The sequence below is a fragment of the Streptomyces sp. NBC_00457 genome, assembly GCF_036014015.1.
Classification (GTDB): domain Bacteria; phylum Actinomycetota; class Actinomycetes; order Streptomycetales; family Streptomycetaceae; genus Streptomyces.
On record NZ_CP107905.1, the window covers coordinates 4,624,978 to 4,647,007 of the forward strand.

General features: G+C 66.2%; 18 protein-coding genes. All 18 read right to left on the bottom strand.

Annotation, left to right across the window (positions count from 1 at the left end; genetic code table 11):
• Positions 1–31: 31 nt before the first annotated feature.
• The 18 genes from rplW to rplK all read right to left on the bottom strand — a co-directional run bounded on the left by rplW (position 32) and on the right by rplK (position 21,971).
• Positions 32–451, bottom strand: a complete 420-nt coding sequence (gene rplW, locus OG828_RS20810) for a 50S ribosomal protein L23 (RefSeq protein WP_210572716.1) — start codon at positions 449–451, stop codon at positions 32–34.
• The gene (gene rplD, locus OG828_RS20815; protein ID WP_210572714.1) at positions 451–1,107 is read right to left on the bottom strand and encodes a 50S ribosomal protein L4; all 657 of its coding nucleotides are present in this window, start codon (positions 1,105–1,107) and stop codon (positions 451–453) included. The genes rplW and rplD overlap by 1 nt, the downstream gene beginning before the upstream one ends.
• Positions 1,108–1,115: 8 nt before the next feature.
• Positions 1,116–1,760: a 50S ribosomal protein L3 gene (rplC, locus tag OG828_RS20820; protein ID WP_210572712.1), complete on the bottom strand. Its 645-nt coding sequence runs from the start codon at positions 1,758–1,760 to the stop codon at positions 1,116–1,118.
• Between the two features lie 17 nt (positions 1,761–1,777).
• A complete protein-coding gene (gene rpsJ / locus OG828_RS20825; protein WP_003948644.1) occupies positions 1,778–2,086 on the bottom strand; it encodes a 30S ribosomal protein S10 in 309 nt (102 codons plus the stop codon).
• A 416-nt stretch (positions 2,087–2,502) separates the two neighbouring features.
• Complete coding sequence (locus OG828_RS20830; RefSeq protein ID WP_443062423.1) at positions 2,503–3,681, bottom strand: acyltransferase family protein; 1,179 nt, start codon at positions 3,679–3,681, stop codon at positions 2,503–2,505.
• A 283-nt stretch (positions 3,682–3,964) separates the two neighbouring features.
• Entirely contained in the window at positions 3,965–5,158 is a 1,194-nt protein-coding gene (gene tuf / locus OG828_RS20835) for an elongation factor Tu (RefSeq protein WP_151482642.1), read from the bottom strand.
• A 155-nt stretch (positions 5,159–5,313) separates the two neighbouring features.
• A complete protein-coding gene (gene fusA, locus OG828_RS20840; RefSeq protein WP_328358877.1) occupies positions 5,314–7,440 on the bottom strand; it encodes an elongation factor G in 2,127 nt (708 codons plus the stop codon).
• A gap of 41 nt (positions 7,441–7,481) precedes the next feature.
• On the bottom strand, positions 7,482–7,952 hold the full coding sequence (gene rpsG, locus OG828_RS20845; protein WP_003992340.1) for a 30S ribosomal protein S7: 471 nt from the start codon (positions 7,950–7,952) through the stop codon (positions 7,482–7,484).
• Between the two features lie 2 nt (positions 7,953–7,954).
• Positions 7,955–8,326 (bottom strand): 30S ribosomal protein S12, encoded by a 372-nt coding sequence (gene rpsL / locus OG828_RS20850; protein WP_003948652.1) that lies wholly within the window; start codon positions 8,324–8,326, stop codon positions 7,955–7,957.
• Positions 8,327–8,634: 308 nt separating this feature from the next.
• A complete protein-coding gene (locus tag OG828_RS20855) occupies positions 8,635–9,231 on the bottom strand; it encodes a DUF1707 and DUF4190 domain-containing protein (protein WP_328358880.1) in 597 nt (198 codons plus the stop codon).
• A 167-nt stretch (positions 9,232–9,398) separates the two neighbouring features.
• Entirely contained in the window at positions 9,399–13,298 is a 3,900-nt protein-coding gene (locus tag OG828_RS20860) for a DNA-directed RNA polymerase subunit beta' (RefSeq protein WP_328358882.1), read from the bottom strand.
• A 102-nt stretch (positions 13,299–13,400) separates the two neighbouring features.
• Positions 13,401–16,886, bottom strand: a complete 3,486-nt coding sequence (rpoB, locus tag OG828_RS20865; protein WP_328358884.1) for a DNA-directed RNA polymerase subunit beta — start codon at positions 16,884–16,886, stop codon at positions 13,401–13,403.
• Positions 16,887–17,493: 607 nt separating this feature from the next.
• Entirely contained in the window at positions 17,494–17,880 is a 387-nt protein-coding gene (rplL, locus tag OG828_RS20870; RefSeq protein WP_210572984.1) for a 50S ribosomal protein L7/L12, read from the bottom strand.
• Positions 17,881–18,002: 122 nt separating this feature from the next.
• On the bottom strand, positions 18,003–18,533 hold the full coding sequence (gene rplJ / locus OG828_RS20875) for a 50S ribosomal protein L10 (RefSeq protein ID WP_328358887.1): 531 nt from the start codon (positions 18,531–18,533) through the stop codon (positions 18,003–18,005).
• A gap of 282 nt (positions 18,534–18,815) precedes the next feature.
• The gene (locus OG828_RS20880) at positions 18,816–19,670 is read right to left on the bottom strand and encodes a DUF1396 domain-containing protein (RefSeq protein WP_328439022.1); all 855 of its coding nucleotides are present in this window, start codon (positions 19,668–19,670) and stop codon (positions 18,816–18,818) included.
• Positions 19,671–19,757: 87 nt separating this feature from the next.
• Positions 19,758–20,603, bottom strand: coding sequence for a hypothetical protein (locus OG828_RS20885; RefSeq protein WP_328501977.1), 846 nt, complete (start codon positions 20,601–20,603; stop codon positions 19,758–19,760).
• Between the two features lie 130 nt (positions 20,604–20,733).
• A complete protein-coding gene (gene rplA, locus OG828_RS20890) occupies positions 20,734–21,459 on the bottom strand; it encodes a 50S ribosomal protein L1 (protein ID WP_210572693.1) in 726 nt (241 codons plus the stop codon).
• 77 nt (positions 21,460–21,536) lie between these two features.
• The gene (rplK, locus tag OG828_RS20895) at positions 21,537–21,971 is read right to left on the bottom strand and encodes a 50S ribosomal protein L11 (protein WP_328358897.1); all 435 of its coding nucleotides are present in this window, start codon (positions 21,969–21,971) and stop codon (positions 21,537–21,539) included.
• Between the last annotated feature and the right edge of the window lie 59 nt (positions 21,972–22,030).

Consider the following 22,030-nt stretch of genomic DNA (forward strand, 5'->3'; position numbering starts at 1 on the left):
TCCTCGTCCGATATCGGACGATCCGACCCGCTTACGCGGTCGGACCGCCGAAGATGTCGATACGGTCGCCCTCAGCGAGGGTCACGATCGCGCGCTTGGTCGCCGCACGCTGGCCGAAGCCGGTGCGGGTCCGCTTGCGCTTGCCCTGGCGGTTGATCGTGTTGACCCCGGTGACCTTGACCGAGAAGACCGCCTGGACGGCCTGCTTGATCTGGGTCTTGTTGGCACTCGGGTCGACCAGGAACGTGTACTTGTTCTCGTCGATGAGCGCGTAGCTCTTCTCGGACACGACCGGCTTCAGCAGGACGTCACGGGGGTCCGTGTACGCCTTGCTCGCCGGGGTGACGACGGTGTTCTTGCCCTCGGTGGCGTGGCGACGCGCCTTGGCGACGCGCGCGGCCTTGGCCTTCTTGGCGGCCTTGGAGGCAATGGCGGGGTGACGGATGGCCATCAGACCTCGCTCCCTTCGGTGTCATTGGCCTTCGGGCCGGACACGAAGGACTCGAAGGCGGCCTGGGTGAAGACCACGTCGTCCGAGACGAGAACGTCGTACGTGTTCAGCTGGCCCGGCTCCAGGATGTGGACCTGGGGCAGGTTGCGGGCGGACAGCCACGCGGCCTCGTCGGCACGGTCGATGACGAGCAGCAGGTTCTTGCGCTCGCTGATCTTGCCGAAGAGCGTCTTCGCGGCCTTCGTCGACGGGCTCTCGCCCTCGATGACGCCGGAGACGACGTGGATGCGGTTGTTGCGGGCCCGGTCGGTGAGGGCGTGGCGCAGGGCCGCGGCCTTCATCTTCTTCGGGGTCCGCTGCGAGTAGTCACGCGGCTGCGGGCCGTGGACGACGCCACCGCCGGCGAACTGCGGCGCACGCGTCGAACCCTGACGGGCGCGACCGGTGCCCTTCTGGCGGTACGGCTTGCGGCCACCACCACGGACTTCACCGCGGCGCTTGGTCTTGTGGGTGCCCTGGCGGGCAGCTGCCAGCTGCGCGACGACGACCTGGTGAAGCAGCGGAACGCTGATCTTCTCCACGTCGAAGATCTCCGCGGGGAGCTCGACGCTTCCGGCCTTCTCGCCGGCGGGCGAAAGGATGTCAACAGTGCTCATCGGTTACCTCAGGCCCCCTTGGCCGCGGTGCGGACCAGGACGAGGCCGCCGTTCGGACCGGGAACCGCGCCCTTGATGAGCAGCAGACCCTTCTCCGCGTCAACGGCGTGGACGGTCAGGTTCTGGGTGGTGACGCGCTCGTTGCCCATACGACCCGCCATGCGGAGGCCCTTGAACACACGGCCCGGGGTGGCGCAGCCACCGATGGAACCGGGAGAGCGGTGCTTGCGCTGGGTGCCGTGTCCGGCGCCGAGGCCCTTGAAGTTGTGACGCTTCATGACACCGGCGAAGCCCTTGCCCTTGCTCTTGCCGGTCACGTCGACCTTGATCCCGGCCTCGAACACCTCGGCGGTGATCTCCTGGCCGAGGGTGTACTCGCTGGCGTCAGCGGTACGGATCTCGACGAGGTGGCGACGGGGGGTGACGTCGGCCTTGGCGAAGTGGCCCTTGAGGGGCTTGTTCACCTTGCGCGGGTCGATCTCGCCGAAGGCGATCTGGACCGACTCGTAGCCGTCACTGTCATTCGTACGGACCTGGGTCACGACGTTCGGGCCGGCCTTGACGACGGTGACCGGAACAACACGGTTGTTCTCGTCCCACACCTGCGTCATGCCGAGCTTCTCGCCCAGGATGCCCTTGATCTGCTTGGTCATTCTCAGCTCACCGACCCTCAGAGCTTGATCTCGATGTCGACACCGGCCGGGAGGTCGAGTCGCATCAGAGAGTCAACGGTCTTGGGGGTGGGGTCGAGGATGTCGATCAGGCGCTTGTGGGTACGCATCTCGAAGTGCTCGCGCGAGTCCTTGTACTTGTGCGGCGACTTGATGACGCAGTACACGTTCTTCTCAGTGGGCAGCGGCACCGGGCCCGCGACCGACGCACCAGTACGCGTCACCGTCTCGACGATCTTCTTCGCCGAGGAGTCGATGACCTCGTGGTCGTAGGCCTTGAGCCGGATGCGGATCTTCTGTCCCGCCATGGCTACTAGTAGTCCTGTCTCTCGTTTAACGCTCTGGAACCCGGTGTTCCGAACACTCCACCTCCGACCCACGCGGTCGGGCGTGTCGCACTCTCACTGACACAGATGTCCCATCTCTGGAACTTCCCTGCTGGAAAGCACGGCCGGGGGTGAAGACCCACCGGGTGCCTGGCCGGTGCCGCACTGACACTTCCCGAAAGATTCCCGTACGTCCGCCCCAGCGCTGCCATGAGGCAGTTAGGGCGACGAGTACTGTGGGACTCGCTTCCGGTCCTCCCGGCGGGAGGCGCGCAGCATCAACACTCGACCGAGCAACTCGGACAGTCTGCCATATGGGGCAGGTCGCTGGCCAATCGAGCCGGAGACAATACCCCGAGCGTGACGCAGGTCAAACACAGGGCGGCAGATCCGAGGCCTCAGGCCGCGCGCTGGAAGCCCCGCAGCCGTACGAAGGACGAGTCCAGCCCCTTCTTCAGGGCCCGTGCCGCCGGACGTTCCACGAGCCGGTGCACGAGCCAGCTGAGCACCATGAAGCCGGCGATGAGGGAGGCGACCAGCAGGCGCGGGTCCATCGTGTCGTGCAGGCGGCTGATGAGGACCGTACCGGCGACGTAGTGCACGAGGTAGAGCGGATAGGTCAGACAGCCCGCCGTCACCAGCCACTTCCACTGGATGCGGTCGGTGTAGCCGAGGGCGATGGCGACCATGAACAGCATGAAGGCGGTGAAGATGACCACCGCGCCGCGCCAGCTGCTGACGCCCTCGTGCCCGACCCGCTCCCCCAGCTCCAACTGACCCATGAGCCAGGCCATCGCGAGGATGCCCCACAGGAGCAGGTCCTGGCCGAAGCGGTGCATGAGGTAGAGGGCGAGGCCGGCGATGAAGTACCACGCGGCGCTCGGGTCGGCGACCAGCACCATGAGCGGGAACTTGGAGATGGGGGCGAGCATCGCGGCCGCGCCCCAGACGCAGCAGAAGATGATGACCCGGCGGTAGGTCAGGCCCATGGCGACGACGATGAGGAACAGCAGATAGAACCGCAGCTCCGACCAGAGCGTCCAGTACACGCCGTCGACGTGCGGCACGCCCGAACCCGCTTGCAGCATCGTCAGGTTGAAGAGCACCTTCCGCATCGACAGCCGCTCCCACACCCCGGGCATGAGCACCAGCACGGCGGTCGTGAAGAAGACCGCGAACCAGTAGGCCGGGTAGAGGCGGATCACCCGCGACACGAAGAAGTCCTTGGGCGTACGGCCCCAGCAGGACATGCAGATCACGAAGCCGCTGATCACGAAGAAGATCTCGACGCCGATCCAGCCGAAGGACGAGACACGGAACACCGTCGGCATGATCTCCGACACGGGGCGGTCCCAGATCACGTTGCCCGGCCGGTTGACCCGGCTCGTGCCGACGAAGTGGTGCAGGACCACCATCAGGGCGGCGAGGAGGCGGATGCCGTCGAGGACGTAGAGCCTGGGGCGCTGCCGTGCGACGCGGGTGGGCCGGTCCGGGCGTGGCGCGGGGGTCAGTTGTGGTGGACGCTCGGCCACCACGGCCGGCATCGGTACCGACAAGCGGCTGCGCACACCCTGCATCAAGAGACCTTGCCATCCTCGGTAGTTGGGGCCCGACGGCCACGGACGACCGTTCACGCTACGGCTGTACGTTCCGCCCCACCGGGACAGAAAAGAACATTCCTCGCGCGGGCGTTTCGAAATTGCCGGAACTCTCGCCAATCCGCCGCACAACGTTCGACCAGGTTTCACCTGGCCTCAGCACAACCATCGGAATTGTTCGAACAGAGCGCATGGAGCGCATAGCGAAAGGGCCCGCACGACCGAAGTCGTACGGGCCCCTTCAGGGATCTACCGGGTCAGGTCACTTGTTGATCTTGGTGACCTGGCCGGCGCCCACGGTCCGGCCACCCTCACGGATGGCGAACTTCAGGCCCTCCTCCATGGCGACGGGCTGGATGAGCTCCACCTTCATCTCGGTGTTGTCACCCGGCATGACCATCTCGGTGCCCTCGGGGAGGGTCACCACGCCGGTCACGTCCGTCGTACGGAAGTAGAACTGCGGGCGGTAGTTGTTGAAGAACGGCGTGTGGCGGCCACCCTCGTCCTTGGACAGGATGTAGGCCTGCGCCTCGAACTCGGTGTGCGGGGTGACCGAGCCCGGCTTGATGATGACCTGGCCGCGCTCGACGTCCTCGCGCTTGATGCCACGAAGCAGCAGACCGACGTTCTCACCGGCCTGGCCCTCGTCGAGCAGCTTGCGGAACATCTCGATGCCGGTGACCGTGGTGGTGGTCTTCTCCTGCTTGATGCCCACGATGTCGACGGTCTCGTTGACCTTCAGGACACCACGCTCGATACGGCCGGTGACGACCGTACCGCGACCGGTGATCGTGAAGACGTCCTCGATCGGCATCAGGAACGGCTTGTCGACGTCACGCTCGGGCTGCGGGATCGACTCGTCGACGGCCTTCATCAGGTCGAGGACGGACTGACCCCACTCCTTGTCGCCCTCAAGGGCCTTGAGCGCCGAGACCTTGACGACCGGAAGGTCGTCGCCCGGGAACTCGTACTCGGAGAGCAGCTCACGAACCTCGAGCTCGACGAGCTCCAGGATCTCCTCGTCGTCCACCATGTCGGCCTTGTTCAGCGCGACGACGATGTACGGAACGCCGACCTGGCGGGCCAGGAGCACGTGCTCCTTGGTCTGCGGCATCGGGCCGTCGGTGGCGGCGACCACGAGGATGGCGCCGTCCATCTGGGCAGCACCGGTGATCATGTTCTTGATGTAGTCCGCGTGACCGGGGCAGTCGACGTGGGCGTAGTGACGCGTCTCCGTCTGGTACTCGACGTGCGCGATGGAGATGGTGATACCGCGCTGGCGCTCCTCAGGAGCCTTGTCGATCTGGTCGAAGGCCGAGGCCTCGTTCAGGTCCGGGTACGCGTCGTGCAGCACCTTGGTAATGGCGGCCGTGAGGGTCGTCTTACCGTGGTCGATGTGACCGATGGTGCCGATGTTGACGTGCGGCTTAGTCCGCTCGAACTTCGCCTTCGCCACTGGGGTCCTCCTGTGGAGTGGTTCTGAACGCCTTGCTTCATCGGCGCCAGGTGATCTTTGCTGGAAAGCCCGGGCCCGGGGCATTCCCACCATGATTGTGGCGGAATGCCCCCTGAGGCTCCGGAGTCAAGCCTAAAGCGTGTGAACGGAGTGCGTTACTCGCCCTTGGCCTTCGCGATGATCTCCTCGGCGACGTTCCGCGGAACCTCGGCGTAGGAGTCGAACTGCATCGAGTAGCTTGCGCGACCCGACGTCTTGCTGCGGAGGTCTCCGACGTAGCCGAACATCTCCGAGAGGGGCACGAGACCCTTCACGACGCGGGCACCGGCCCGCTCCTCCATGGCCTGGATCTGACCACGGCGGGAGTTGATGTCGCCGATGACCTCACCCATGTAGTCCTCGGGCGTGGTGACCTCGACGGCCATCATCGGCTCGAGCAGCACGGGGCTGGCCTTGCGCGCGGCCTCCTTGAAGGCCTGCGAACCGGCGATCTTGAACGCGAGCTCGGAGGAGTCGACCTCGTGGTAGGCACCGTCGAGAAGAATGACGCGGACGCCCGTCATCTCGTACCCGGCGAGGATGCCGAACTGCATGGCCTCCTGCGCACCGGCGTCGACCGAAGGGATGTACTCCTTCGGGATACGACCACCGGTCACCTTGTTCACGAACTCGTAGGAGGCGTCGCCACCCTCGATGGGCTCGATCGCGATCTGCACCTTGGCGAACTGACCGGTACCACCGGTCTGCTTCTTGTGGGTGTAGTCCACGCGCTCGACGGCCTTGCGGATCGTCTCACGGTACGCGACCTGCGGCTTACCGACGTTGGCCTCGACCTTGAACTCACGGCGCATACGGTCGACCAGCACCTCGAGGTGCAACTCGCCCATACCGCCGATGATGGTCTGGCCGGTCTCCTCGTCCGAGTGGACCTGGAAGGACGGGTCCTCCTCGGCCAGGCGCTGGATCGCGACGCCCAGCTTCTCCTGGTCGCCCTTCGACTTGGGCTCGATGGCGACCTGGATGACCGGCGCCGGGAAGTCCATGGACTCCAGGATCACCGGGTTCTTGTCGTCGGCCAGCGTCTCACCGGTGGTGGTCTGCTTCAGGCCCATGACGGCGACGATGTCACCGGCGCCCACCGACTCGATCTCCTCACGCTTGTTCGCGTGCATGCGGTAGATCTTGCCGATGCGCTCCTTCCTGCCCTTGACGGAGTTCAGCACGGCGGTGCCGGACTCCAGGCGGCCCGAGTAGACCCGGACGAAGGTGAGCTTGCCGAGGTGCGGGTCGCTCATGATCTTGAACGCCAGCGCCGACAGCGGCTCGTCGTCCGACGGCTTGCGCCGGATGACCAGCTCCGGGTCCTTGACGTCATGGCCCTCGATGGCCTCGACGTCGAGCGGGGAGGGGAGGTAGCGCACGACCGCGTCGAGCAGGGGCTGAACGCCCTTGTTCTTGAACGCGGTACCGCAGAACACCGGGGTGACCGTGGTGTCGCTGGACTTGCCGGACGCGATGGTGATGCGACGGATCGCGGCGTACAGCTGCTCCGCGGAAGGCTCCTCGCCCTCCAGGTACAGCTCCATGATCTCTTCGTCGTTCTCGGCCACGGCCTCCAGCAGCTTGCCGCGGTACTCCTCGGCAGCCTCGGTGTGCGTGTCCGGGATGTCGACGACGTCGTACATCTCGCCCTTGGTGGCCTCGGCGGACCACACGAACGCCTTCATGGTGACCAGGTCGACGACGCCCTTGAAGTCGGCCTCGGCACCGATCGGGAGCTGCATGACGATCGGCTGCGCGCCCAGACGGTCCGAGATCATGTCCACGCAGCGGTGGAACTCGGCGCCCGTACGGTCGAGCTTGTTCACGAAGCAGATGCGCGGAACGCCGTAGCGGTCCGCCTGACGCCACACCGTCTCGGACTGGGGCTCAACGCCGGCGACGCCGTCGAACACCGTCACCGCGCCGTCGAGCACACGCAGCGAACGCTCCACCTCGACGGTGAAGTCCACGTGGCCCGGGGTGTCGATGATGTTGATGGTGTGGTCGACGTCTTCCAGCGGCCAGTGACAGGTGGTGGCAGCAGAGGTGATCGTGATGCCACGCTCCTGCTCCTGCTCCATCCAGTCCATGGTGGCAGCGCCGTCGTGGACCTCACCGATCTTGTACGAAACGCCGGTGTAGAACAGGATCCGCTCGGTGGTGGTCGTCTTGCCCGCGTCGATGTGGGCCATGATGCCGATATTGCGCACCTTGGCCAGGTCAAGCGAAGTGGTAGCCATAAGGCTTTCGTCTTCTCTCGGTTCTCTCGATGGGGTAGCGACTACCAGCGGTAGTGCGCGAAGGCCTTGTTGGACTCGGCCATCTTGTGCGTGTCCTCGCGCTTCTTGACGGCCGCACCAAGGCCGTTCGAAGCGTCGAGAAGCTCGTTGAGCAGACGCTCGGTCATGGTCTTCTCGCGACGGGCGCGGGAGTAACCGACCAGCCAGCGCAGCGCCAGGGTGTTGGCACGACCGGGCTTGACCTCGATCGGAACCTGGTAGGTGGCGCCACCGACACGGCGGGACTTGACCTCGAGGGTCGGCTTGATGTTCTCCAGCGCGCGCTTCAGCGTGATGATCGGGTCGTTGCCCGTCTTCTCACGCAGACCCTCCATGGCGCCGTACACGATGCGCTCGGCGGTGGAGCGCTTGCCGTTCAGCAGCACCTTGTTGATGAGGGAGGTCACCAGAGGAGAACCGTAGACCGGGTCGATGATGACCGGGCGCTTCGGGGCGGGGCCCTTACGAGGCATTCTTACTTCTCCTTCTTGGCGCCGTAGCGGCTGCGGGCCTGCTTGCGGTTCTTGACACCCTGGGTGTCGAGGGAGCCACGGATGATCTTGTAGCGAACACCCGGCAGGTCCTTCACACGGCCGCCACGCACGAGCACGATGGAGTGCTCCTGCAGGTTGTGTCCCTCACCCGGAATGTAAGCGGTGACTTCGATCCCGCTGGTCAGACGCACACGCGCGACCTTACGCAGGGCCGAGTTCGGCTTCTTCGGGGTGGTCGTGAACACACGCGTGCAGACGCCGCGGCGCTGAGGGGAACCCTCGAGTGCGGGCGTCTTGTTCTTCTCGACCTTGTCCTGCCGGCCCTTCCGGACCAGCTGCTGGATCGTAGGCACTACTTCTCCGGTTTCTGTGTGCCGAATGGTGAAGCTAACCTGGAACGTCGCCGACCCACGCGGTCGGGTGTGTCGAACCCGCAGACTCCCGCCGCCAGGCAGAAAGAGGCGCAGATTACGGTGGCCGCTCTCGGACCCCAGTGCGGTTGAAGGCACGCACGAGAGCCAGGGCACACCCCAGGCACAAGGTCTGAGCGTACCTACCTCATTCGCTGCGGTCAAAACAAATGGGCCTCGGCCGGATCGCGGCACGGAGCATGTCAAGCCCCTGTGCGGCTGATGATCTTCGAATCGACGATCCGAGCGCGTCACGCGGACGCTGCGGCTGCCACGATCATCGCGGCCAGCATGATCGCCCAGCCCACCGTTGACAGCCAGCCGATCACCAGCCCCGTGAGCGCGAGCGCATCGCCCGCCTCCCCGGTCCGGCGGATCTCGGCGCGGGCGGCGTGGCCCAGGACCACCGCGGGGACGCCGGTCAGCCCGAACGTCAGCAGGCACAGCGCACCGCACACCGCGGAACCGACCGCCTTGCCGTTCGTCTGCGGCCGGGCCGGCAGAAAGGTCCCCGGCACGTGCGTGACGGGCGCAGGGTGCGGTACGGGCCCCTGCGGCAGGTCGGCGACCAGCAGCGCCAGCTCACCCACCGTACGGGCCGCGTAGGCCCGCCCGACCCGCTTCTCGAACTCCCCCTGCTCCAGCCGCCCCTCGCCGAACCCCGCTCTGAGCACGTCCACGGCACGCTCACGGTCGGCGTGCGAGGCGAGCATGGACGGGCTGCCCTGGCCGGCCCATGGCTGCGGGACACCGCCCCCCTGCCACCGCTGCGGGGCAGGACTCCCGCTTCCCTGCCACGACTGCGGCGTGCCGTTGCCCTGCCACGGCTGCCACGACGGATGCGTCATGGAGCACCACCCCCCGTATCGGTCGGAGTGCCTCCATCATGCGCCGAAACCGGCATCTCCGGCACCAGGGACGACCCGGAGAAAACCCGGAGAGTCCCCTGAGACGCCGAAGGGCGGCCACCCCGAGAGGTGACCGCCCTTCAGTTCAAGCAACTCAAGCGACTCGCTTACTGGTTGTACGGACCGTAGTCGTAGTCCTCCAGCGGAACGGCCTGGCCGGAGCCCGTGCCGAACGGCGAGTAGTCGATGTCGTCGTAGCCGACGGCCGAGTACATCGCGGCCTTGGCCTCCTCGGTCGGCTCGACCCGGATGTTGCGGTAGCGGGACAGGCCCGTACCGGCCGGGATGAGCTTACCGATGATGACGTTCTCCTTGAGGCCGATGAGGCTGTCGGACTTGGCGTTGATCGCCGCGTCCGTCAGGACTCGGGTCGTCTCCTGGAAGGAGGCGGCCGACAGCCAGGATTCCGTCGCCAGCGAGGCCTTGGTGATACCCATCAGCTGCGGACGACCGGAGGCCGGGTGACCGCCCTCCTGGACCACACGACGGTTCTCGGTCTCGAACTTCGTGCGCTCGACCAGCTCGCCGGGCAGCAGCTCGGCGTCGCCGGACTCGATGATCGTCACGCGGCGGAGCATCTGCCGGATGATGATCTCGATGTGCTTGTCGTGGATCGACACACCCTGCGAGTTGTAGACCTTCTGGACCTCGCCGACCAGGTGGACCTGGACGGCACGCTGGCCCAGAATGCGCAGCACGTCGTGCGGGTTGGTGGCACCCACGGTGAGCTTCTGGCCCACCTCGACGTGCTCGCCCTCGCTGACCAGGAGCCGGGCACGCTTCGAGATCGGGAACGCCGTCTCGTCGCTGCCGTCGTCCGGGGTGATGACGATCTTCTTGGTCTTCTCGGTCTCCTCGATCCGCACGCGGCCCTGGGCCTCGGAGATCGGGGCGACACCCTTCGGGGTACGGGCCTCGAAGAGCTCGACGACACGCGGCAGACCCTGGGTGATGTCGTCACCGGCCACACCACCGGTGTGGAAGGTACGCATCGTCAGCTGGGTGCCGGGCTCACCGATGGACTGGGCGGCGATGATGCCGACCGCCTCACCGATGTCGACCAGCTTGCCGGTGGCCAGCGAGCGGCCGTAGCACATGGCGCAGGTGCCGACCTGGGACTCGCAGGTCAGGATCGAACGGGTCTTCACCTGCTCGATGCCGTGGTGCACCAGCTGGTCGATGAGCACATCGCCGAGGTCCACGTTGGCCGGCGCGATCACCTTGCCGTCGACGACGACGTCCTCGGCGAGCATGCGGGCGTAGACGCTGGTCTCGACGTCATCGGTCTTGCGGAGCGTGCCGTCGGCGCCGCGCTCGGCGATCTTCAGCTTCAGACCGCGCTCGGTACCGCAGTCCTCCTCGCGGATGATCACGTCCTGCGAGACGTCCACCAGACGACGGGTCAGGTAACCCGAGTCGGCGGTACGCAGGGCGGTGTCGGCGAGACCCTTACGGGCACCGTGCGTGGAGATGAAGTACTCCAGCACCGACAGACCCTCACGGAACGAGGCCTTGATCGGACGCGGAATCGTCTCGTTCTTGGCGTTCGACACCAGACCACGCATACCGGCGATCTGACGCATCTGCATCATGTTGCCTCGTGCGCCCGAGTTCACCATCATGAAGATCGGGTTGGTCTTCGGGAAGTTCTCGTTCATGGCCTCGGCGACCTCGTTGGTCGCCTTGGTCCAGATCGCGATGAGTTCCTGGGTGCGCTCGTCCTTGGTGATCAGACCGCGCTCGTACTGCTTCTGGACCTTCTCGTCCTGCGCCTCGTAACCCTTGACGATCTCCTTCTTCGCCTCGGGAACGACGACGTCGGAGATGGCCACGGTGACGCCGGAACGGGTCGCCCAGTAGAAGCCGGCTGCCTTCAGGTTGTCGAGCGTCGCCGCCACGATGACCTTGGGGTAGCGCTCGGCGAGGTCGTTGACGATCTCGGAGAGCTGCTTCTTGCCGACCTCGTAGTCGACGAACGGGTAGTCCTCGGGCAGCAGCTCGTTGAAGAGCGCGCGGCCCAGCGTGGTGTTCAGCCGGAAGCTGTCACCCTGCTGCCACTCCGGGTCGCCCTCTTCCTGCGTCGGCGGGGTCCAGCCGCGCGGCGGGATGGTGCCCACCGGGAAGCGGATGTCCACGCGCGACTGCAGCGAGAGCTCGCCGGCGTCGAACGCCATGATCGCCTCGGCCGCCGAGCCGAAGGACCGGCCCTCGCCCTTGACGTCCCGCATCTCGCCGTCGGTGGTGAGGAAGAACAGACCGAGGACCATGTCCTGGGTCGGCATCGTCACCGGACGGCCGTCGGCGGGCTTGAGGATGTTGTTCGAGGACAGCATCAGGATGCGCGCCTCGGCCTGCGCCTCCGCGGACAGCGGAAGGTGTACGGCCATCTGGTCGCCGTCGAAGTCCGCGTTGAACGCGGTGCAGACGAGCGGGTGGATCTGGATGGCCTTGCCCTCGACCAGCTGCGGCTCGAAGGCCTGGATGCCGAGGCGGTGCAGGGTGGGAGCACGGTTCAGCAGAACCGGGTGCTCGGCGATGACCTCTTCGAGGACGTCGTACACGACCGTGCGGCCGCGCTCCACCATGCGCTTCGCGCTCTTGATGTTCTGCGCGTGGTTCAGGTCCACCAGGCGCTTCATCACGAACGGCTTGAAGAGCTCCAGCGCCATCGCCTTCGGCAGACCGCACTGGTGCAGCTTCAGCTGCGGACCGACGACGATCACGGAACGCGCGGAGTAGTCCACACGCTTACCGAGTAGGTTCTGACGGAAGCGGCCCTGCTTGCCCTTCAGCATGTCGCTGAGGGACTTCAGGGGACGGTTACCGGGACCGGTCACCGGACGGCCACGACGACCGTTGTCGAAGAGGGCGTCAACAGCCTCCTGAAGCATGCGCTTCTCGTTGTTGACGATGATCTCGGGCGCGCCGAGGTCGAGGAGCCTCTTCAGACGGTTGTTGCGGTTGATCACACGGCGGTACAGGTCGTTCAGGTCGGAGGTCGCGAAGCGGCCACCGTCCAGCTGCACCATCGGGCGAAGGTCCGGCGGGATGACCGGGACGCAGTCGAGGACCATGCCCTTGGGGCTGTTGGAGGTCTGCAGGAAGGCAGACACGACCTTCAGCCGCTTCAGCGCACGGGTCTTCTTCTGGCCCTTGCCGGTACGGATGATCTCGCGGAGACGCTCGGCCTCCTCGTCGAGGTCGAAGGACTCCAGGCGCTTCTGCAGCGCCGCGGCACCCATCGAACCGTCGAAGTACGTGCCGAAGCGGTCCCGCAGCTCGCGGTAGAGCAGCTCGTCGCCCTCGAGGTCCTGGACCTTGAGGTTCTTGAAGCGGGTCCACACCTCGTCGAGCCGGTCGATCTCGCGCTGCGCACGGTCACGCAGCTGCTTCATCTCCCGCTCGGCACCTTCGCGCACCTTGCGGCGCACGTCGGCCTTGGCGCCCTCGGCCTCGAGCTCGGCCAGGTCGGTCTCGAGCTTCTTGGCGCGGGCCTCCAGGTCGGAGTCGCGACGGTTCTCGACCTGCTGCCGCTCGACGGAGACATGCGCCTCCAGGGAGGGCAGGTCGCGAGTACGGCGCTCCTCGTCGACGTACGTGATCATGTACGCCGCGAAGTAGATGACCTTCTCGAGGTCCTTGGGCGCCAGGTCCAGCAGGTAGCCGAGGCGCGACGGGACACCCTTGAAGTACCAGATGTGCGTGACGGGGGCGGCCAGTTCGATGTGGCCCATCCGCTCACGGCGCACCTTGGCGCGAGTCACCTCGACGCCGCAGCGCTCACAGATGATGCCCTTGAACCGGACACGCTTGTACTTGCCGCAGTAGCACTCCCAGTCCCGGGTCGGACCGAAGATCTTCTCGCAGAAGAGTCCGTCCTTTTCGGGCTTGAGGGTGCGGTAGTTGATCGTCTCGGGCTTCTTGACCTCGCCGTGGCTCCACTGACGGATGTCGTCAGCGGTGGCCAGGCCGATCCGGAGCTCGTCGAAGAAGTTGACGTCGAGCACTATGCGTCAATCCCTCTCAGGGTCGTAAGTCTTGGGGTCTGATACGGGGTCGCGGGGTCGGCGGGCCTTTGCTGATCTCTCAGAAAGGCCCGCCGGACTCCGTCAGACCTCTTCGACGCTGCTCGGCTCACGCCGGGACAGGTCGATGCCGAGCTCCTCCGCAGCGCGGAAGACATCCTCGTCTGTGTCACGCATCTCGATGGACATACCGTCGCTGGACAGCACCTCCACATTCAGGCAGAGAGACTGCATCTCCTTGATGAGCACCTTGAAGGACTCGGGGATGCCGGGCTCCGGGATGTTCTCGCCCTTGACGATGGCCTCGTAGACCTTCACGCGGCCGGTGACGTCGTCGGACTTGATGGTCAGCAGCTCCTGGAGGGCGTACGCGGCGCCATAAGCCTCCAGCGCCCACACCTCCATCTCGCCGAACCGCTGGCCACCGAACTGGGCCTTACCACCCAGCGGCTGCTGGGTGATCATCGAGTACGGACCGGTCGAACGGGCGTGCAGCTTGTCGTCGACCAGGTGGTGCAGCTTCAAGATGTACATGTAGCCGACCGAGATCGGCTCCGGGAACGGCTCACCGCTACGGCCGTCGAACAGCCGCGCCTTGCCGGACGGGAGGACCATGCGGTCGCCGTCGCGGTTCGGGATGGTGTGCTGCAGCAGACCGGCGAGCTCGTCCTCACGCGCACCGTCGAAGACGGGGGTCGCGACGTTCGTGCCCGCGTCGACCTGGTCGGCGCCGATGACCTGGAGTCGCTGCGCCCAGTCCTCCGCGAGGCCGGAGACGTCCCAGCCGCGGCTGGCGAGCCAGCCGAGGTGGATCTCCAGGACCTGTCCCGGGTTCATTCGGGACGGCACACCCAGCGGGTTCAGGATGATGTCGACCGGGGTCCCGTCCTCGAGGAACGGCATGTCCTCGATGGGCAGGATCTTGGAGATGACACCCTTGTTGCCGTGACGGCCGGCGAGCTTGTCACCGTCCGTGATCTTGCGCTTCTGCGCCACGTAGACACGAACCAGCTGGTTCACGCCCGGCGGCAGTTCGTCGCCCTCTTCACGGTCGAAGACACGGACGCCGATGACCTTGCCGATCTCGCCGTGCGGCACCTTCAGCGAGGTGTCACGGACCTCACGGGCCTTCTCACCGAAGATCGCACGGAGCAGGCGCTCCTCCGGGGTCAGCTCGGTCTCGCCCTTGGGCGTGACCTTGCCGACCAGGATGTCGCCGGCGACGACCTCGGCACCGATACGGATGATGCCGCGCTCGTCGAGGTCGGCGAGGACCTCCTCGGAGACGTTCGGGATGTCCCGGGTGATCTCCTCGGGGCCGAGCTTGGTGTCACGGGCGTCGACCTCGTGCTCCTCGATGTGGATCGAGGAGAGGACGTCGTCCTGCACGAGGCGCTGCGACAGGATGATCGCGTCCTCGTAGTTGTGACCCTCCCACGGCATGAACGCCACGAGCAGGTTCTTGCCCAGCGCCATCTCGCCCTGCTGGGTGGCCGGACCGTCGGCGAGGACCTGGCCCTCGATGATCCGGTCGCCCTCGTGGACGATGACCTTCTGGTTGACCGAGGTGCCCTGGTTGGAGCGGGCGAACTTGGCCAGACGGTACGTGATGTATGTGCCGTCGTCGTTGGCGGTGGTGATGTAGTCCGCGGAGACCTCCTGGACGACACCCGCCTTCTCGGCCTTGACCACGTCACCGGCGTCGACGGCGGAGCGGTACTCCATGCCGGTGCCGACGAGCGGGGCCTCGGACTTGATGAGCGGCACGGCCTGCCGCATCATGTTCGCGCCCATGAGGGCACGGTTGGCGTCGTCGTGCTCCAGGAACGGGATCATGGCGGTCGCGACCGACACCATCTGGCGCGGCGAGACGTCCATGTAGTCGACGTCGTCACCGGGGACGTAGTCGACCTCGCCGCCACGGCGGCGGACCAGCACGCGGGACTCCTCGAACCGGAAGTCCTCGGAGAGCGGCGCGTTGGCCTGCGCGATGACGAACCGGTCCTCCTCGTCGGCGGTCAGGTAGTCGACGTCGTCGGTGACGACACCGTCGACGACCTTGCGGTACGGCGTCTCGATGAAGCCGAACGCGTTGACCCGGCCGTAGGAGGCGAGCGAGCCGATCAGACCGATGTTCGGGCCTTCAGGCGTCTCGATCGGGCACATGCGGCCGTAGTGCGACGGGTGAACGTCACGGACCTCGAAGCCGGCCCGCTCACGGGAGAGACCACCCGGGCCGAGGGCGTTCAGACGACGCTTGTGCGTCAGCCCCGACAGCGGGTTGTTCTGGTCCATGAACTGGGACAGCTGGCTGGTGCCGAAGAACTCCTTGATGGAGGCGACGACCGGCCGGATGTTGATCAGGGTCTGCGGCGTGATCGCCTCGACGTCCTGCGTGGTCATGCGCTCACGCACGACGCGCTCCATACGGGCGAGACCCGTACGGACCTGGTTCTGGATCAGCTCGCCGACGCTGCGGATACGACGGTTGCCGAAGTGGTCGATGTCGTCGGTCTCAACCATGATCGAGCGACCGGACTCACCGACCGTCTCGGTCTCACCGGCGTGCAGCTTCACCAGGTACTTGATGGTGGCGATGATGTCGTCGGTGGTGAGCACACCGGCGTCCAGCGGCTCGTCCGCACCGAGCTTCTTGTTCACCTTGTAGCGGCCGACCTTGGCGAGGTCGTAACGCTTCGGGTTGAAGTAGAGGTTCTCGAGCAGCGTCTGCGCGGCCTCCCGGGTGGGGGGCTCGCCCGGACGCAGCTTGCGGTAGATGTCGAGCAGCGCGTCGTCCTGGCCCTGGGTGTGGTCCTTCTCCAGGGTGGCGCGCATGGATTCGTACTCGCCGAACTCCTCGAGGATCTGCTCGGTGGTCCAGCCGAGAGCCTTCAGGAGAACGGTGACGGACTGCTTGCGCTTGCGGTCGATGCGGACACCGACCATGTCGCGCTTGTCGATCTCCATCTCCAGCCAGGCACCCCGGGACGGGATGATCTTGGCGGAGAAGATGTCCTTGTCGGACGTCTTGTCGATGGAGGAGTCGAAGTAGACGCCGGGCGAGCGGACCAGCTGCGACACCACGACACGCTCGGTGCCGTTGATGACGAAGGTGCCCTTGCCGGTCATGAGCGGGAAGTCGCCCATGAAGACGGTCTGGGACTTGATCTCGCCGGTCTCGTTGTTGGTGAACTCGGCGGTGACGAAGAGCGGGGCGGCGTACGTGAAGTCGCGCTCCTTGCACTCGTCGATGGAGTTCTTCGGAGGCTCGAAACGGTGGTCGCGGAAAGTCAGCGACATCGACCCGGAAAAGTCCTCGATCGGAGAGATCTCCTCGAAGATCTCCTCCAGACCGGACTTGGTGGGGACGTCCTGACCGGACTCCAGAGCCGCCTCGACCCGACTCTGCCAGGCGGTGTTGCCGAGCAGCCAGTCGAAGCTCTCGGTCTGCAGCGCGAGCAGGTTGGGAACCTCGAGGGGCTCCTTGATCTTTGCAAAGGAGATGCGCAGCGGGGCGGTGCTGGCGCCGTTGTTCGTATTCGCGGTCGAGGCAGTGCGCGAGGCGGCCAAGAGGGGGTCCTTCCGAGGGCTCGGACTCACTACGCGCGTACCGGTCCCCCTCCTGCGCACAGAGACAGCACTCCCTGATTTAGCCAAAAGGCCAGGTCAGGGACGTTCTGATCGTCGGTGCTCAAGGGAGGGCATGCCCCTGGTGACGGGCAGGGGACAGCTAACAGGCAGCGCAAAGGGTCAGTGTAGCCACAAGGCCCACTGATGTCCAGTTCGGGTTTTTGAAGACCCTCGTTGTTCTCAACCCCTGCTGCAAGCCACGCCCTCAATGCACTTCGATGCTTCCCTCTTCGCCGTCGATCCATGCCTCGGATCCGGATCGTTGTGACGACGCGTCCTGAGAATTGCGCGCTGCGTGCGGTTCGTCAAGGCCCCCCTTGCCCAAACCGGGTGCTGCCATCGTCACTTGCGGCCGACTTCGGAGGTGCCCGGAGACACGACGAAGATCACCCTACTCCGCGCATCCGCCCGTGCAAGGCCGCCACCACCAGGCACCGGGAACGCCGAAGAGCGACCACCCGGATGGATGATCGCTCTTCGGTGCGCTCGCGTTACAGCCCTACGGCTGTATCAGCTCGCAACGGATCCTCGAGGACCCGTTGAGGTGTTACTTGACCTCGACGGAGGCGCCGGCGGCCTTGAGGGACTCGGCAGCCTTCTCGGCGGCCTCCTTGGCGACCTTCTCGACGACGGGCTTCGGGGCGCCGTCCACGAGGTCCTTGGCCTCCTTCAGGCCCAGCGAGGTCAGCTCACGCACGACCTTGATGACCTGGATCTTCTTCTCGCCGGCACCCGTGAGGATGACGTCGAACTCGTCCTGCTCGGCCTCGGCCTCGGCCGGGGCGCCGCCGGCAGCGGCCGGGCCGGCGACGGCGACCGCAGCGGCGGCGGTGACGTCGAACTTCTCCTCGAACGCCTTCACGAACTCGGAGAGCTGGATGAGGGTCATGCCCTCGAACTCGGCGAGCAGTTCGTCCTGGGTGAGAGCCACGATGGCTTTCCTTCCACTAATTCGGCTGGTGCCGTGTGTACATGTCTGGCGGGCGTACGTTCGGCCCGCTACGACCGTTGCCTCAAGGCGCAAAGCCTCAGGCGGCGGTCATTTCGCGAGCCGAATTACTCGGCACCGCCCTGCTCGTCCTGCTTGGCGCGAAGCGCGTCCACGGTGCGGACGAGCTTCGACGGGAGCGCCTGGAAGACCTGGGCAGCCTGAGTCTGCTTGGCCTTGAAGGCACCCGCCAGCTTGGCGAGCAGAACCTCGCGGGACTCGAGGTCCGCAAGCTTCTTGATCTCGTCGGCGGACAGCGCCTTACCGTCAAGGACACCGCCCTTGATGACGAGGTTCGGGTTGTCCTTGGCGAAGTCACGAAGACCCTTCGCCGACACCACCGGGTCACCGGTGACGAAGGCGACCGCCGTCGGACCGTTGAACAGGTCGTCGAGCGTCGTGATCCCGGCCTCGTTGGCCGCAATCTTGGTCAGCGTGTTCTTCACCACGGCGTACTGGGCGTTCTCACCGAGCGAACGGCGCAGCGTCTTGAGCTGCGCCACGGTGAGACCCCGGTACTCGGTCAGCACGGCGGCGTTCGAGCTGCGGAACTGCTCCGTCAGCTCGGCTACCGCGGCAGCCTTGTCGGGCCTTGCCATAGAGCGTCGGCCTCCTTCCGGGTGTTGAGGACCGCTCGGAAGGGGCTGGGGTAAACGAAACGCCCCGGCGCAGGCGCACGGGGCGTAGCTCGACCGGAATTCCCATGAGACATGGGCACTCCAGGAGCACTTCCACATTCACCTGCGCGGGTCGTCCGCCATTCAGCGGATCCTTCGGCCACCGCACCCTCTCGCGAGCGCACAGCAACGACCAGCGGTCTTTGGCTTCTGTAGGAGCGTACGTGACCGGATCGCCGTCAGGCAAATCCGGTCGTACGGTGCTCAGGCCTTGCCGAGTTCCTTCATCATGTCGCCGAGGTCCATGGTGTCCTTGGCGGGCGGGGCCTGGACGGTGACCGGCTCGTTGAGGTCGGAGAAGGTGACGGTCATGTCGAGGGTGCCCTTGTCGGCATCGCCGCGCATGCGGAACTGCTTGGTGTGGTCCTCACCGTCGACCCACATGTCCATGGTGAGCTTGTCGACGCCCATGTCCTCGTACTGTTCGAGGCTCTTCTCACGCCGTTCGCGAGTCTTCTTGTCCTCGTCCTTGAGGCTGTCCCGCATGTCGTCGAGGGTGAGCGTGCCCTTGTAGTGGGTGGTCTTCACCCCGTCGACCGTCTCGGTGCCGACGTCGGTGACGTCGTCGGCGCCGGTGAGGAAGGCGGCTTCGGCGGCCGGGTTCCGCTCGGCCTGGGCGACACCGGCCGTCTCGGCGCCGAGCCGGTGCTCGCCGCCACCCGACTTGGGGGCGTCGATCTTCATCCAGCTCTTGCCGTCCATCTGCCCGGCCATCGCCTCGCCGCCGATGTACAGCGACTTGCCGACGATGCGCATCTCGACGGCGCCCTTGACCTCGGGGTCGTCGGGCATCCGTATCTTCATGCTCATCGCCAACGGCTCCATGCGCATCGCGGCCTCGGCCTCGACCCGGCCGTCGCTCGGTACCTCGCCGCGCATCCGATAGCTCAGGGAAGTGATCTTCTCCGTCTTCTCGGCGGCCTTGGCCACGGCGGCCACCGGCGTCATCTCCGGCGACTGCTCGGTGCCGCAGCCGACGGCACCCCCCGCGAGCAGCAGCGCGGCAAGTCCGGCGCCCGGCGCCCGGCGGCGCACGGAACGGCGTACAGCAGTCTTCATCGATTCCCCCCAAGGAACACACGGCTGATTCACAGCCTCGCGAGCCTATCCCAGCGGGCCTGAGGGGGCCGCTGAATTCCCTGAGGTTCAGGAGGCGCTGCCGCCTTGTTTCTTCAGTAGTTCCTTGAAGTCCTCGCTGTCGGAGGCCGGCGGCTCGGCGGCGGTGACCCGCACGCCGTAGTCGCTGTAGTACGCGGTCTGCGTGAGGTGGCCGGTCGCCAGCCGGCCCTGCTCGATCTTCTTGATCAGCAGGTCCTGGTCGTCGACCCAGATGTCGACGGTCTGGGTGGTGACGCCGGCCTGCCGCAGCAGTTCCTTCAGCTCGGCGTCGGCGAGGTCGCCCACGGAGACCGTGCCGGAGTAGTGCGTGGTGTGCTGGCCGCGCACCTGCTCCTCGCCGATCTTGTGTACGTCCCCGGAGGCGAGCAGAAGCTTCACCGACTGGTTGGGGGTGGCGCTGCGCATCTGGTCCGCGAAGCTCGCGGCCGCGCCGCCGCCGAGGTCGTCCAGATCGTCGTAGGCGTAGCGGATCCAGTGCTTGCCGCCGGTCTGCTCGGCGAACGTGTCGCCCATCCGGGCGTAGTAGGCGTCGGGGAGGTAGCGGGCCTCCATCGATGTGACGCCGAGGTCGCGCATGGTCTCGGCCGTGGAGCCGCCGGTGTAGGTGATGGTCAGGGTGCCGGTGAGGCCGTCGGCCCAGCCGAGGGCGCCGTCGGCTTCGAGGGACAGTTCGCTGCCCATGACGGTGGTGGACTCCACCTTGGCCGAGTCGGCGCCGTCGGTGGAGCGTTCCACGGTGCGCAGGGCGGCGAGGAGGGCGCGGGGCGGCCTGCGCTCCTGGTCGTCCTCGTCGGGGCCGTCGGAGGAGGTGCAGCCGGTCGCCGCCGTCAGCGCGATCGTGAGAGCCAGGCAGTGTGCCGTAGTCCTCTGCATGCGTTCCACCCCCGTGCGTTGCCCTGCTCGCACGCTAACCCAGCGGAGCGCGAAAAGGGGACGGGCCCCGCACCTCGGAAGGTGTGGGGCCCGTCGCCGGACGTCAGCGAGCCTGTGGGGCTCGGCCCGGTCAGACAGCTGCCGGGTCCTCCTCGACGAGGAGGTTGCGGGTGCGGTTCGGGTCGACCGGGATGCCGGGGCCCATCGTGGTGGTGATGGCGGCCTTCTTGATGTAGCGACCCTTGGCGGCGGACGGCTTCAGACGGAGGATCTCCTCCAGCGCGGCGCCGTAGTTCTCCACCAGCTTGGTGTCGTCGAAGGACGACTTGCCGATGATGAAGTGCAGGTTCGAGTGCTTGTCGACGCGGAACTCGATCTTGCCGCCCTTGATCTCGGTCACGGCCTTGGCCACGTCCGGGGTCACGGTGCCGGTCTTCGGGTTCGGCATCAGACCACGCGGGCCGAGGACCCGGCCGAGGCGGCCGACCTTGCCCATGAGGTCCGGGGTGGCGACGACGGCGTCGAAGTCCAGACGGCCCTTCGTCACCTCGTCGATGAGCTCGTCGGAGCCGACGATGTCGGCGCCCGCGGCACGCGCGGCCTCGGCACGGTCGCCGGTCGCGAAGACCAGGACCCGGGCGGTCTTGCCGGTGCCGTGCGGAAGGTTCACGGTGCCACGGACCATCTGGTCGGCCTTGCGCGGGTCGACACCCAGACGGAAGGCGACCTCGACGGTGCCGTCGAACTTGGTCGTGGAGGTCTCCTTGGCGAGACGGACGGCCTCGAGCGGGGCGTAGAGCTTCTCCCGGTCGATCTTGGCGTCCGCAGCGCGGAGAGACTTGCTGCGCTTGCTCACTACTGCTCCTGGGGATTCTTAGGAGTCGTGGTCCGGGCCGAGCAGGCCCCGCCACTTCTGCTGCTGGAGGTTGGGGTTCAGCCCTCGACCGTGATGCCCATGGAACGGGCGGTGCCGGCGATGATCTTCGCGGCGGCGTCGATGTCGTTGGCGTTGAGGTCGGGCATCTTCGTGGTGGCGATCTCGCGGACCTGCGCCTCGGTGATCTTGGCGACCTTGGTCTTGTGCGGCTCGCCGGAGCCCTTCTCCACGCCCGCGGCCTTGAGGATCATCTTCGCGGCCGGCGGAGTCTTGGTGATAAAGGTGAAGGAGCGGTCCTCGTAGACCGTGATCTCCACCGGGATCACCCAGCCACGCTGCGACTCGGTCGCGGCGTTGTAGGCCTTGCAGAACTCCATGATGTTGACGCCGTGCTGACCCAGCGCGGGGCCGACCGGCGGCGCCGGGTTGGCCGCACCGGCCTGGATCTGGAGCTTGATGAGCCCCGTGACCTTCTTCTTCTTGGGAGGCATTGCTCTCTCCGGGTCCTAGTGAGAGGTGATCGCCTGCCACCCGATCATCCGGATGGAGG

Coding starts and splice junctions, on each gene's coding strand:
- OG828_RS20830 (WP_443062423.1), bottom strand. CDS start 3,681: ATGCAGGGTGTGCGCAGCCGCTTGTCGGTACCGATGCCGGCCGTGGTG.
- rplW (WP_210572716.1), bottom strand. CDS start 451: ATGGCCATCCGTCACCCCGCCATTGCCTCCAAGGCCGCCAAGAAGGCC.
- rplD (WP_210572714.1), bottom strand. CDS start 1,107: ATGAGCACTGTTGACATCCTTTCGCCCGCCGGCGAGAAGGCCGGAAGC.
- rpsJ (WP_003948644.1), bottom strand. CDS start 2,086: ATGGCGGGACAGAAGATCCGCATCCGGCTCAAGGCCTACGACCACGAG.
- rplK (WP_328358897.1), bottom strand. CDS start 21,971: ATGCCTCCCAAGAAGAAGAAGGTCACGGGGCTCATCAAGCTCCAGATC.
- fusA (WP_328358877.1), bottom strand. CDS start 7,440: ATGGCTACCACTTCGCTTGACCTGGCCAAGGTGCGCAATATCGGCATC.
- OG828_RS20885 (WP_328501977.1), bottom strand. CDS start 20,603: ATGCAGAGGACTACGGCACACTGCCTGGCTCTCACGATCGCGCTGACG.
- rpsG (WP_003992340.1), bottom strand. CDS start 7,952: ATGCCTCGTAAGGGCCCCGCCCCGAAGCGCCCGGTCATCATCGACCCG.
- OG828_RS20880 (WP_328439022.1), bottom strand. CDS start 19,670: ATGAAGACTGCTGTACGCCGTTCCGTGCGCCGCCGGGCGCCGGGCGCC.
- rplC (WP_210572712.1), bottom strand. CDS start 1,760: ATGACCAAGCAGATCAAGGGCATCCTGGGCGAGAAGCTCGGCATGACG.
- OG828_RS20855 (WP_328358880.1), bottom strand. CDS start 9,231: ATGACGCATCCGTCGTGGCAGCCGTGGCAGGGCAACGGCACGCCGCAG.
- rplJ (WP_328358887.1), bottom strand. CDS start 18,533: ATGGCAAGGCCCGACAAGGCTGCCGCGGTAGCCGAGCTGACGGAGCAG.